General features: G+C 64.1%; 10 protein-coding genes. 3 read left to right on the top strand and 7 right to left on the bottom strand.

All coding sequences use genetic code 11. The features are described from left to right. The first annotated feature begins 90 nt into the window (after window positions 1-90). Window positions 91-1,059, top strand: coding sequence for a Bug family tripartite tricarboxylate transporter substrate binding protein (locus HV681_RS05025; protein ID WP_175122053.1), 969 nt, complete (start codon window positions 91-93; stop codon window positions 1,057-1,059). Between the two features lie 171 nt (window positions 1,060-1,230). Here HV681_RS05025 and HV681_RS05020 read toward each other — a convergent pair whose 3' ends face one another. The 4 genes from HV681_RS05020 to HV681_RS05005 form a co-directional block, all read right to left on the bottom strand. Further along, window positions 1,231-1,626: an Hsp20/alpha crystallin family protein gene (locus HV681_RS05020; protein ID WP_175122052.1), complete on the bottom strand. Its 396-nt coding sequence runs from the start codon at window positions 1,624-1,626 to the stop codon at window positions 1,231-1,233. 32 nt (window positions 1,627-1,658) lie between these two features. Beyond that, on the bottom strand, window positions 1,659-2,102 hold the full coding sequence (locus HV681_RS05015; protein ID WP_175122051.1) for an Hsp20/alpha crystallin family protein: 444 nt from the start codon (window positions 2,100-2,102) through the stop codon (window positions 1,659-1,661). A 219-nt stretch (window positions 2,103-2,321) separates the two neighbouring features. Further along, a complete protein-coding gene (locus HV681_RS05010) occupies window positions 2,322-6,281 on the bottom strand; it encodes a DUF3683 domain-containing protein (RefSeq protein WP_175122050.1) in 3,960 nt (1,319 codons plus the stop codon). A 132-nt stretch (window positions 6,282-6,413) separates the two neighbouring features. Further along, window positions 6,414-6,950 (bottom strand): YqaA family protein, encoded by a 537-nt coding sequence (locus tag HV681_RS05005; RefSeq protein ID WP_175122049.1) that lies wholly within the window; start codon window positions 6,948-6,950, stop codon window positions 6,414-6,416. Window positions 6,951-7,045: 95 nt separating this feature from the next. Between HV681_RS05005 and ilvA the strand changes: the two genes are divergently transcribed. Further along, window positions 7,046-8,554: a threonine ammonia-lyase, biosynthetic gene (ilvA, locus tag HV681_RS05000; protein WP_175122048.1), complete on the top strand. Its 1,509-nt coding sequence runs from the start codon at window positions 7,046-7,048 to the stop codon at window positions 8,552-8,554. A gap of 171 nt (window positions 8,555-8,725) precedes the next feature. Here the strand turns inward: ilvA and HV681_RS04995 are convergent, their stop codons facing one another. Together HV681_RS04995 and HV681_RS04990 are read right to left on the bottom strand one after the other, a co-directional pair. Beyond that, window positions 8,726-9,838, bottom strand: a complete 1,113-nt coding sequence (locus tag HV681_RS04995) for a porin (RefSeq protein ID WP_175122047.1) — start codon at window positions 9,836-9,838, stop codon at window positions 8,726-8,728. Between the two features lie 449 nt (window positions 9,839-10,287). Further along, the gene (locus tag HV681_RS04990) at window positions 10,288-10,668 is read right to left on the bottom strand and encodes a DUF4148 domain-containing protein (protein WP_105241081.1); all 381 of its coding nucleotides are present in this window, start codon (window positions 10,666-10,668) and stop codon (window positions 10,288-10,290) included. A gap of 386 nt (window positions 10,669-11,054) precedes the next feature. Here HV681_RS04990 and HV681_RS04985 point away from each other — a divergent pair, with 386 nt between their 5' ends. Then, entirely contained in the window at window positions 11,055-11,945 is an 891-nt protein-coding gene (locus HV681_RS04985; RefSeq protein ID WP_175122046.1) for a LysR family transcriptional regulator, read from the top strand. 83 nt (window positions 11,946-12,028) lie between these two features. Here HV681_RS04985 and HV681_RS04980 read toward each other — a convergent pair whose 3' ends face one another. Continuing rightward, window positions 12,029-12,583: an adenine phosphoribosyltransferase gene (locus tag HV681_RS04980; protein WP_056319625.1), complete on the bottom strand. Its 555-nt coding sequence runs from the start codon at window positions 12,581-12,583 to the stop codon at window positions 12,029-12,031. Between the last annotated feature and the right edge of the window lie 51 nt (window positions 12,584-12,634).

Here is a 12,634-nt window from a genome sequence, read left to right as displayed (position 1 = left end):
TAATAGCCACGCAAAAAATATGCGGCGCAAGTTGACGTCGATCAACACGCGGACGCCGCGCTCACGATACCCCGCACGAGGAGACACTCCATGCACAAGCACGCAAAGCGCCTGCTGGCGCTTGCCGCCCTATCGCTGGCCGCCACCGCGGCCGCAGCCCAGTCCTGGCCCACGCAACCGGTCCGCTGGATCGTTCCCTACCCCGCCGGTGGCGGCACCGACGTGGTCGCACGCACGGTGGCCAGCAGCCTGGAAAAGACGCTGGGCCAGACCATCGTGGTCGAGAACCGTCCGGGCGCCGGCACCATCATTGGCGCCACGGCCATCGCCCAGGCGGAACCGAACGGCTACCTGGTGGGCACCGCCGACTCGGGCACGCTGGCATTCAATTCGTCGCTGTACGCCAAGCTCTCGTACGACCCCGCCAAGTTCACCTACATCGGCGGCATCGCCAAGTTCCCGCTGCTGCTGGCCGTGAACGTCAACTCGCCGTACAAGACGGTCGAAGACGTGCTCGCCGCGGCCAGGAAGGAACCCGGCAAGCTGACGTCGGCCTCCGCCGGCGCAGGCTCGCCGCATCACCTGGCGCTGGAACTCTTCAAGCAGCGCACCGGCGCCAACGTGCTGCACGTCCCGTACAAGGGCGCCGCGCCCGCCATCCAGGATCTGCTGGGCGGCCAGGTGGACATGATGTTCATCGATCTGGGTTCGGGCCTGCCCAACGTCAAGGCCGGCAAGCTGCGCGTGCTCGCCGCCGCCACGCCCGAACGCGTGACGGTGCTGCCGGATGTCCCGACGATGGCCGAACAGGGCGTCGCCAATTTCACGGCCTACGCCTGGCAAGGCCTGGTCGGCCCGGCCGGTCTGCCCGACGCGGTGGTGAAGAAGCTGTCCGCGGATCTGGACGCCACGCTCAAGTCACCCGCGGTGTCGCAGAAGATGCTGGACATGGGCGTCATCCCCATGCCGATGTCGGCGCAGGACTTCAAGACGTATGCCGATCAGGAACGCAGCGCCTGGGCGGACGTCATCAAGAAGGCAAACATCAAGCTGGAGTGATCGCCCCCGGCGTCATGCAGCAATGGGAACGCCGCGGTCATCGGACCGCGGCTTTTTTCATGGGCGTGTTTGAGACGGTGTCAGACACCCGGCGGAGAGGGTCGTCAGCTTGCGACGCCATCTCAACGGGTGTCTGACACCTGTGTCGCAAATGGCGCCCTTATGCCCGGATCACCCCGCCACGACAGGAATCTGCCGCGGCTGCGCCTCGCGCACGCGCGGAATGCGCAGCGTCAGAAGGCCCTGCTTCAGGCTCGCGCTGATCTGCGCGCGGTCGAACTCCTGTCCCAACCGGAACGACCGGCGAAAGAGCGGCGCGCGCATTTCGCCCAGCACCAGCCGCAGGTCGCCGGGCGTCTCGACCGAGGCCTCGCCTTCGATCTGCAGCACGTCGGCCTCGACGTTGATGCGCAAACGTTCCTTGGACACGCCCGGCAGATCCGCAAGCAGCGTGATGCCTTCCTTGTCCTCATAGATGTCCACGGCCGGCACGGTCACGCCGCGCCCGTCGCGCTTGTCAGACACGGCCGCTTCGGCGGGCACGGTCAGGTCTTTGCGTTCATTCATGATCGATACTCCTATGCGGTTGCGTTGGCGGGTCACTGCACGGTCACGGTGCGCGGCTTGGCCGATTCCTTACGCTTGATGGAAATGGCGAGGCAGCCGTCCGTATAGCGCGCCTGCACGTTGTCGGGATCCGCGTCTGCAGGCAGCTCGATGATGCGCGTGTAGCGGCCCTGCGTACGTTCGCGCGCGTAATAGCGGGCGCCTTCAGGAAGTTCCTGCGGTTTGCGTTCACCGCTGATGGTCAGCAGGCTCTTCTCGATCGACACGTTCAGGCCTTCGGGGTCCATGCCAGGCACGAAGGCGACGACTTCGATGGAATCGCCTGACACGCCGACGTTGACGGGCGGGAAGTACGCCTGCGGCGTCGCCCGCAAGGCAGCAGGTACGCCGGCATTGCGCAGCACGCGGCCCATGTGTTCCTGGATCGCGTCGAACGCGCTGGCAAAGCCGTTATCGTTGAAAGGAAAGTTGCTCATGAAGGTCTCCTCGAACGAAAAAAGGGACCGATGCAGACGTATCACAGCCGCGACTTGCGCGACCGCAGGTCTGATCGCTTCAGTCCGAGTATGGGATCGGTTTTTGGAGTTTCAAGAGGGCTTTTCAGTCGGGCAAAACACGCGCGGCCCCCAGTCCGACAGCGCAAAAAAAACCGCGGCCATCGCTGGCCGCGGTTTCCGTTTGGCGCGTGCTGAGGCCTACACCAGGACGCGTTCGATCCCGCCTGCGTTCGCCCGGCGCACGTAGTCTTCCATCCAGCCTTCGCCCAGGATGTGGCGGGCCATCTCGACCACGATGTAGTCGGCTTCCATCTTGGTGTCGCCCTCGTAACGCGACAAGCCCTGCAGGCACGACGGGCACGAGGTCAGGACCTTCACGTCGCCCGTGAAGCCGTCGCTGCGCATCGCGGCGTCGCCCTTGAGCAGTTCTTCCTGTTTGCGGAAGCGCACCTGCGTCGAGATGTCCGGACGACTGACCGCCAACGTGCCCGACTCGCCGCAGCAGCGGTCGCTCTTGACCGCGCCATCGCCCACCAGCGCCCGCACCGTCTTCATGGGTTCCTGCAGTTTCATCGGCGTGTGGCAGGGGTCGTGGTACATGTAGCGCACGCCCTTGGCGCCTTCCAGCTTGATGCCTTTTTCCAGCAGGTATTCGTGGATGTCGATCAGCCGGCAGCCGGGGAAGATCTTCTCGAATTCATACCCGGCAAGCTGGTCGTAGCAGGTGCCGCAGCTGACCACCACGGTCTTGATGTCCAGGTAGTTCAGCGTGTTGGCCACGCGGTGGAACAGCACCCGGTTGTCGGTGATGATCTGCTCGGCCTTGTCCGTCATGCCGTTGCCGCGCTGGGGATAGCCGCAGCACAGGTAACCCGGCGGCAGGACGGTCTGCACGCCCGCATGCCACAGCATGGCTTGCGTAGCCAGGCCCACTTGTGAGAACAGCCGCTCGGAACCGCAGCCCGGGAAGTAGAACACCGCTTCCGTGTCCGCCGTGGTGGCCTTGGGATCGCGGATGATCGGCACGTAGTTCGCGTCTTCGATGTCCAGCAGCTTGCGCGCGGCCTGCTTGGGCAGTCCGCCCGGCATCTTCTTGTTCACGAAGTGCACCACCTGCTCGCGCAGCGGCGGCTTGCCCACCGTGGCCGGCGGCTTGGCGGTCTGCTTCTTGACCAGGCCCGAGAACAGGTCGTGCGCGGCGCGCTGCACCTTGTAGCCCACGCCCACCATCGCCTTGCGGGTGGCGTTGATGGTGGCCGGATCCTTGGCGTTCAGGAAGAACATGGCGCTGGCCGTGCCCGGATTGAACGACTTGCGGCCCATGCGGCGCAGCACGGCGCGCATGTTCATCGACACGTCGCCGAAATCGATATCGACCGGACAGGGGTTGTAGCACTTGTGGCAGACGGTGCAGTGGTCGGCCACGTCCTCGAATTCTTCCCAGTGCTTGAGACTCACGCCGCGACGGGTCTGTTCTTCGTACAGGAAGGCCTCGACCAGCAGCGACGTCGCCAGGATCTTGTTGCGGGGCGAATACAACAGGTTCGCGCGCGGCACGTGCGTGGCGCACACCGGCTTGCACTTGCCGCAGCGCAGGCAGTCCTTGATGGACTCGGAGATGGCGCCGATGTCGCTCTGCTGCATGATCAGCGACTCGTGGCCCATCAGGTTGAAGCTGGGCGTCCAGGCGTGGCGCAGGTCCGCGCCGGGCATGAGCTTGCCGGCATTGAAGTGGCCGTTCGGATCCACGCGCCGCTTGTAGTCCTGGAACGGGGCCAGTTCGGCTTCGGTCAGGAACTCGTACTTGGTCAGGCCGATGCCGTGTTCGCCCGAAATCACGCCATCCAGGTCGCGTGCAATCTGCATGATGCGCTCGACGGCCGCGTGGGCCTCGCGCAGCATTTCGTAGTCATCCGAGTTGACCGGGATGTTGGTGTGCACGTTGCCGTCGCCGGCGTGCATGTGCAGCGCGACGAACACGCGGCTCTTGAGCACGCGGGCATGGATGGCAACGAGCTCGTCGACGATTTTCTTGTACGCGGCGCCCGAGAAGGCGCGCTGCAGGCCGGCCAGCACTTCGGTCTTCCAGGAGACGCGGATGGTGCGGTGCTGCACCACGTCGAAGACGCGGGCCCCGGGTTGTGCCGCCAGGCGGGCGGTCAGCGTGGCGTGAAGCTCGCCCAGGCCAAGGCCTTTGAGTTGCGGCAGCGCGTCGCCCAGCGGCAGGTCCAGGTTGTCCAGCAGCCACTGCCAGCGCTGGCGCGTGGCGGCGATCAGTTCGATGGCCTGTCGGGTACGTTCGGCCAGCACCTCGGCGCGCGTGGTCTCGATGTCGGCGTCGTCGATCTTGCCGACCGGCAGCGGCGTGCACAGGTACGCGTCAAGCTCGCCCAGCAGCTTGAGCTTGTTGCTGGTCGACAATTCGATGTTGATGCGCTCGATGTGATCCGTGTATTCGCCCATGCGGGGCAGCGGGATCACGACGTCTTCGTTGATCTTGAAGGCGTTGGTGTGACGTGCGATCGCGGCGGTGCGCGAGCGGTCCAGCCAGAATTTCTTGCGCGCCTCGGGGCTGACAGCCACGAAGCCCTCGCCGTGACGCGTGTTGGCCAGGCGCACGACTTCGCTGGCGGCCGCGGCCACCGCGTCGTCGTCGTCGCCGACGATGTCGCCGATCAGGACCATCTTGGGCAGCACGCCGCGCTTGCTCTTGGTGGCGTAGCCGACCGCGCGCAGATAGCGTTCGTCCAGATGCTCCAGGCCGGCCAGGATGGCGCCGCGCGCCTTGCCTTCGCCGTCCAGGTAGCCCTTGACCTCGACGATCGACGGGATGGCGTCGCGCGCCTGCCCGAAGAATTCCATACAGACGGTGCGCGTATGGCGCGGCATGCGGTGCAGCACCCAGCGCGCCGACGTGATGAGACCGTCGCAGCCTTCCTTCTGGATGCCGGGCAGGCCGGCCAGGAACTTGTCCGTCACGTCCTTGCCCAGGCCTTCCTTGCGGAACACGCGGCCCTGGATTTCCAGCGTTTCGGTTTTGAGCAGGCGCTCACCGGGCTTGCCCTTGCCATCGAACCACTTGAGCTCGAAACGGGCCACTTCCACGTCATGGATCTTGCCCATGTTGTGGTCCAGGCGCGTGACTTCCAGCCAGTTGCCGTCCGGATCGACCATGCGCCACCAGGCCAGGTTGTCCAGCGCGGTGCCCCACAGCACGGCCTTCTTGCCGCCGGCGTTCATGGCGATGTTGCCACCCACGCAGGAGGCTTCGGCGGACGTCGGGTCCACGGCGAACACGAAGCCGGCGGCCTCGGCCGCTTCGGAAACGCGCTTGGTGACCACGCCGGCGCCGGCATGGATGACCGCGACGGGCTCGGTGAGGCCGGGCAGGATACAGGACTCGACCTTGCCCAGCTTGTCGAATTTTTCGGTGTTGATGACCGCCGACTTCCAGGTCAGCGGAATGGCGCCGCCGGTGTAACCGGTGCCGCCGCCGCGCGGCACGATGGTCAGGCCCAGTTCAATACAGGCAGTGACCAGCGCGGCGATCTCGTCCTCGGTGTCCGGCGTCAGCACCACGAAGGGGTACTCCACGCGCCAGTCGGTCGCGTCCGTGACGTGCGACACGCGCGACAGGCCGTCGAACTTGATGTTGTCGCGCGCGGTGATGCGGCCCAGCACCTTCTGCGCCTGCTTGCGCATCATGGCGGTCTGGTCGAATTCGCCCTCAAACGCCGCAATGGCGGAACGCGCCCGGGCCAGCAGGCCGACGACCTTTTCGTCGCGATGCGGATCGTGGCCGGCTTCAGCGGGCGCGCTCGGGTCGCGGCGCTTGTCGATTTCGCCCAGGCGGTGATGCAGCGCTTCGATGAGCTGCTTGCGGCGCTTGGGATTGTCGAGCAGGTCGTCCTGCAGATAGGGATTGCGGCGCACGACCCAGATGTCGCCCAGCACTTCGTAGAGCATCCGGGCGGAACGGCCGGTGCGGCGCTCGCCGCGCAGGTCGCTCAGCAGGCTCCAGGCGTCTTCACCCAATAACCGGCCCACGATTTCGCGGTCGGAAAACGACGTGTAGTTATAGGGGATTTCGCGCAATCGCGCGGGTGCGGCGGGCGGCATCGCCCCGTTCAAGATGTGGCTGGCGAGTGGGGCGTTCATGGCGGCAAGAGGGGGCCCTTAAAAAAGTATTTTATGCCATTGTCCCGACTTGACCCCTAATAAGTCTGGAAAGGCGTCCAAAAGCGCGCCGGGAACGACATGTACCGTCCCCGTTTAAGTCCGGCGTCAGGGCTAGATTTTCCCAGGAAAGAACCAGAGCAGCCCGGCGGTCATGAACAGATAGCGCATGAACTTGCCGATGGCCATGTAGAACACGCAGGGCCAGAACGACAGGCGCAGCCAGCCGGCAACCGCGCACAGGGGATCGCCCACCGCCGGCAACCAGGACAACAGCAACGCGGGCGGTCCCATCCGGTGCAGCCAGTCATGGGCGCGCTCGTTCCAGCGGCCGCGCATGCGGCCGCCCTCGGTCGCCTTGGGATGCGGATGCGGGTGCTTTTCCTTCCAGCGCTCGACCGCCTTTTCGGCGCCCAGGCCCATCGCGTAGCTGATGGCCCCGCCCACGGTGTTGCCCGCGGTGGCCACCAGGATGGCGGGCCAGAACATGTCCGGCGAAAGCTTGATGTAGCCGAACACCGCCGGCTCGGAGCCCAGGGGCAGCAGCGTCGCGGACACGAGCGAAACGGTGAAGATGGCCGACAGGCCGACTGAGGGCAATGCCAGCACGCCCAGGAGCCAATGAACTGCGGATAAGAGACTTTCTTCCATGGTTGCGGCAGTGTAGCCGCGGGAATCCCGGAAGGCGACACGCATTTCCCTGCAATAATCTTGGCCAGTCCTCACTCTTGCCTGTTGCGCGGTCCATGTCCACTGATTATCTGAAACGCATCCTGACTTCCAAGGTTTACGACGTCGCGGTCGAATCCCCGCTCGAGGCGGCGCCGCTGCTGTCGCAGCGGATGTCGAACACGATGTTGCTCAAGCGCGAAGATACCCAGGCGGTGTTCAGCTTCAAGCTGCGCGGCGCGTACAACAAGATGGCCAACCTCACGCCGGCGGCGCGCAATCGCGGCGTGATCGCGGCCTCGGCCGGCAACCACGCCCAGGGCGTTGCGCTGGCGGCCAGCCGGCTTGGCTGCCGCGCCGTCATCGTCATGCCCACGACCAGCCCGCAGGTCAAGATCGACGCCGTGCGCCGCCTGGGCGGCGAGGTCGTGCTGGCCGGCGAGAGCTTTTCGGACGCCTACGCGCATGCGCAGGTGCTGGAAAAGAAAGAGAAGCTGACCTTCGTCCATCCGTTCGACGATCCCGACGTGATCGCAGGCCAGGGCACCGTGGGCATGGAAATCCTGCGCCAGCATCCCGGCCACATCGACGCGATCTTCGTGGCGATCGGCGGCGGCGGCCTCATCGCCGGGGTGGCGGCCTACATCAAGCAGCTGCGCCCCGAGATCAAGATCATCGGCGTGCAGACCGAGGACTCGGACGCCATGCTGCGCAGCGTGCGCGCGGGCCGGCGCGTTCAGTTGAACGACGTGGGCCTGTTCTCGGACGGCACGGCGGTCAAGATGGTGGGCGCCGAGACCTTCAAGCTGGCGCGCAAATATGTGGACGACTACGTGGTGGTCAACACCGATGCGATCTGCGCCGCCATCAAGGATGTCTTCCAGGACACGCGCAGCGTGCTGGAGCCGGCCGGCGCGATGGCGGTGGCCGGCGCCAAGCAGTACGCGGCCGAACACAATCTGAAAAACAAGACGCTGGTGGCGATTGCCTGCGGCGCCAACATGAACTTCGACCGGCTGCGCTTCGTGTCCGAACGCGCCGAGGTCGGCGAAATGCGCGAGGCCGTCTTCGCGGTCACCATGCCCGAGCAGCGTGGGAGCTTCCGCCGCTTCTGCGAACTGGTGGGCGAACGCAGCGTCACTGAATTCAACTACCGCATCTCGGACGCGGACCGCGCCCACGTGTTCGTCGGCATCCAGGTGTCTTCGGCCGCAGAACCTGACAAGATCGCGGCGAATTTCCGCCGCCACGGCTTCGACACGCTGGACCTGACCCACGACGAAATGGCCAAGACCCACCTGCGCCACATGGTGGGCGGCCGTTCGGCGCTGGCGCGCAACGAACTGCTGTACCGCTTTGAATTCCCCGAGCGGCCGGGCGCGCTGATGCGCTTTCTGAACGCGATGAATCCCGACTGGAACATCAGCCTGTTCCATTACCGCAACCAGGGCGCGGACTACGGCCGCATCCTGATCGGCATCCAGGTGCCGCCGGCGGACAAGAAGCAGTTCCGCAACTTCGTGGCGGAACTGGGCTATCCGCATTGGAACGAAACCGACAACCCGGCGTACAAGCTCTTCCTGTAGCCGCTGCGATTCAGGTGTCCTGAATGCGAGAGGGCCTCCTTGCGGAGGCCCTTCCCTTCTGTGCGCAAAGCGCGCCCGGCTGAACCCGATCTAGGGGGGGTTCGCTGTCACTCAGCGGTCCACGGAGAATGGCCCGCACATTCAGCAAGGTCCAGCCGGACGTCCTGACGCTTAGAAACGGTGGCGCAGGCCGACGGCGACAGCCGTGTCGGTCGCGTCGTGCTGGAACGCGTAGTTGTCGCCATACGAGGCGTACGCGTACAGGTTCGTGCGCTTGGTGAAGTCGTACGTGTAGCCAAGGCTGTACACGTTGAACGTTGCGTCGTCGCCCGTCAGCTTGTCGTTGCTGGCGGTGGCGCGCTGCCACGAGCCGAACACGGCGTGGCGGCCCATCGGCACGGTGGCGCCGATCATGTACGAATTGGCGCGGAAGCCATCAGCCAGCTTGAACGAACCCAGCTTGTTCATGCCGTCGGGCGTCGTGCCCATGTTCTGGCCGACGAACCAGCCGTCACGCGTCTGGCCGAAAGCAGCCGCGATCTTCACGACTTCAAAGTCGTACGAACCGCCGACAATGTATTCCTGGATGCGCGCTGCGTCCTTGCCGCCGACGCGGTCGTTGGACGGGTTGAAGCGGTCGTAGGCGGCCGCCAGATTCAGCGGGCCGTTGACGTATTGCACACCGGCGGTGATCACACGGTTGTTGTTGCCCGTGGCGAAGCCCTTCTGCGTCGTGTCCGTGACGGTGTCGTCCGCGCTGAACGCGTAGCCGAGGCCGACCTTCAAACCGCCCAGGCTGGGGGTTTGATACAGGACCATATTGTCCAGGCGCATCGTGTTGGCGCTGCCGAACGTCGTACCCATGTTGGCGTTGTTGTAGCTGATCGAGAACGGGTCGATCGAGCCGAAGTACTTCGACGCCAGGTTCGTCTGACGGCCGAATTCCAAACGGCCCCAAGAATCGCTGTCCAGGCCAACCGTCGCTTGGCGGCCGAACAAACGGTCGTTCTGCAGCGACTTGCCGTTCAGGGGACCGAAGCCGCCTTCCAGCGTGAACACGGCGCGCAGGCCGTCGCCCAGGTCTTCCGTGCCGCGCAGGCCAAAACGCGAACCGCTGCTCACGCCCTGAACCGCACCGATGCGGCTCTGCGAATTGCCCTTGAACTTCACTTTTTCGTAACCGAGGCCAGCATCGATCAAGCCGTACAGCGTCACGGAATCGGCGGCCTGCGCGGCGCCGGCAAAGCCGGTCAGCAACGCGACGGCCAGAAACGTCTTCTTCATTTGAATCCCCAAAATGGCGAGATGAAAGGCGCATTGCGGGGCGCCGCCGAACACCGCGGGCCCTCGCATGCCGCAACGTTGAATCGAGCGGCGATGCACTGGGCGTAGTGTCCGGCTTGTAGCAGTTCGTAGTAACCCGGATTTCGACGAACTACTTTCCATTGCTGGGATAATGACGCGAAACTGAAGGCTCGCCTTGTTCCACAAAGCTCGCTAAGGCCTTGATCTCAAATATGAATCATTGCTCGCATCAGAATATCGCGAGATCAGATGCGGCTTTCCTTGCCCTTCCGGCCGGCAACATATGTAGTGCAGGCGGAATAGTTGTGCGGCGTAAACGCCACAGTGTTTCCGCACAGATAAAAACGCGAGGCGCAAAAAAACCCCTCGGCGTCACAAGGGGTTCTTTCGGTGACCTGCGGGGCGGCGCGGCGCGCCAGCGCTGGAAATCAGCGGCCCTTGGGCGGGTAGTCCAATTCGCCAAACGTGTATTCGCCGCGCGCCTTGGCGTCGGCCAGTTCCTGGCGGACTTCAGCACGGCTCTTGCCGGCGGTCTGCGCCACGGTCTTGGGCGGGTAATCCAGTTCAGCGCTCGTCACCTGACCTGCGGCCTTGGCGCTTTGCAATTCCTGCTGAACCTGTTCGCGCGACAGGCTGGTGGTCTGGGCGACGGCGGGCGGATAGTCCAGTTCACCAAAGGTGACGGTGCCTGCGGCCTTGGCGGCTTGCAGTTCCTGCTGGACTTGTTCACGCGTCTTGCCATCGGCGTGAGCGGCGGACATGCCGACCAGGGTAGCGGTAACCATGAGTGCGGTTGCTAGGGCTTTCATTGAGATGACTCCATCCTAAACGTTGCACATCGTCTTGCGCCGGGTTGGCGGCATTCGATATGACAATTTGATTGCTGGGACGAAGTATCTGGTTATTAGGCCCTAGTAAAAACCCTTAATTTGGTGAACATATTTGCACGGATGGGACAATTGCAAGTCGTATCCGTGCGGGACACGGCATATGAACCTGCTCGCCAGACTGATGCACCATGCGCGCAGGCGTTGACTTCATTCAGTTTCGCGCAAGCTAGGTAACGCAATCTGAACGCAGCGCGCGATGGAACTGTTGTGCAATCCGGAGAAATAGACATTTCTACTGGCGGGACAATAATTCCATTTATCATACGAATCTGCCAGAAATGGAAATTTGAGTCTCGAGGGCATTCATGGACATCCAGCTTAACGACATCGCGCTATTCGTCGAGGTCGCCAAGCGCAAGAACTTCAGCCACGCCGCCGAAGCCCTGAATATCCCGACTTCCACACTGTCGCGCCGGGTCAGCGAGCTGGAACGCAGCGTCGGCATGCGGCTGCTCAATCGCAGCACCCGCAAGATCGACCTGACCGAAGCAGGTGCCATCTATTTCGAACGCTGCCGGCACATCGTCGAAGAGGCGCGCATCGCGCACGATCAGTTGCTGGACATGGCAGTGCAGCCCAAGGGGCGCCTGCGGATCTCGCTGCCCACCAGTCTTGCGCAGTTGTTCCTGCCCGCGGTGATCCGCGAGTTCCGCGAACAGCATCCCGATATCGAGTGCGACTTCGACTTGAGCATGCGCCCGATCGATCCCATCAGCAATCCGTTCGACCTGATCCTGCGCTTTGGGCAGCAGCCCGATTCCAGCCTCATCTCGCGCAAGATCGTGCTGATGGCGCACCAGCTCTATGCGTCGCCCGAATACCTGGCGCGCCATGGAGAACCGCGCGTACCGGCGGACCTGACGCACCACGAATGCCTGCGCCCGACCATGCGCGAGGAGTCGTCCTTCTGGATGCTCCATTCGGGCGACAAAGTGGAACGCGTTCAGGTGTCTGGCCGCCTGTCGGCCAATAACGTGGGGATGCTGGGGCGATTGGCCGGCCAGGGGTTGGGCATCACGCCGCTGCTGGTGTTTGATGCGATGGAGCGCGCCATCAAGCAGACGGGCCTGGTGCGCGTGTTGCCGAAATGGAGTCTGACCCCCCTGCCCTTGTTTGCGCTGCTGCCTTCGCGCATGCTGCCCGCCAAGACGAAGGCGTTCCTGGACTTCATCCAGCCCCGATTGTCGGAGGCGTAACTAGCAAACGGTGCTGAAGGACGGTGCTGAAGGACAGCACCGAAGGGCGGCGCCGAGCTGCGGCGCCATCACGACAACACGGACTACGGCGTCGTGTCCGCGCCGTACTGACAGACCGTGTAAAGCGGCGTGCCGGTCGCGGCCACCTTGGCCGAGCCGCCCAGATCCGGCAGGTCGATGATGGCGGCGGCTTCCACCACGTTGGCGCCCAGGCGCTGCAGCAGCTTGATGGCCGCGAGCATGGTGCCCCCGGTGGCGATCAGATCGTCCACCAGCAGGACGCGCTGGCCCGTGCGGACCGAATCGGTATGCATCTCGACGGCGGCATTGCCGTATTCCAGCGAGTATTCCTCGGCCACCGTGCGATAGGGCAGCTTGCCCTTCTTGCGCACGGGCACGAACCCCAGATTCAGTTCATAAGCCAGCACGCTGCCCACGATGAAGCCGCGCGCGTCCACACCCGCCACCAGATCCAGGCGCTGGCGCATGTAGCGATAGACGAAGAGATCGATCAGGACACGGAACGCACGAGGGTCCTGCAGCACCGGCGTGATGTCGCGGAACGTGACACCGGGTTGGGGCCAGTCCGGAACGCTGCGGATGGTGCGCCGGATGAACTCGGCGTTGTCGGTCTGCATGGAATCGGCCCTGAAGAATTGAAGCAAGGCGAACTATAACCGCGCCGCTGC

Source organism: Achromobacter animicus (assembly GCF_902859585.1).
GTDB lineage: Bacteria > Pseudomonadota > Gammaproteobacteria > Burkholderiales > Burkholderiaceae_B > Achromobacter > Achromobacter animicus.
The sequence above is the reverse complement of the archived record's forward strand: the minus strand, read 5'-3'. Positions and strand labels throughout refer to the sequence as shown.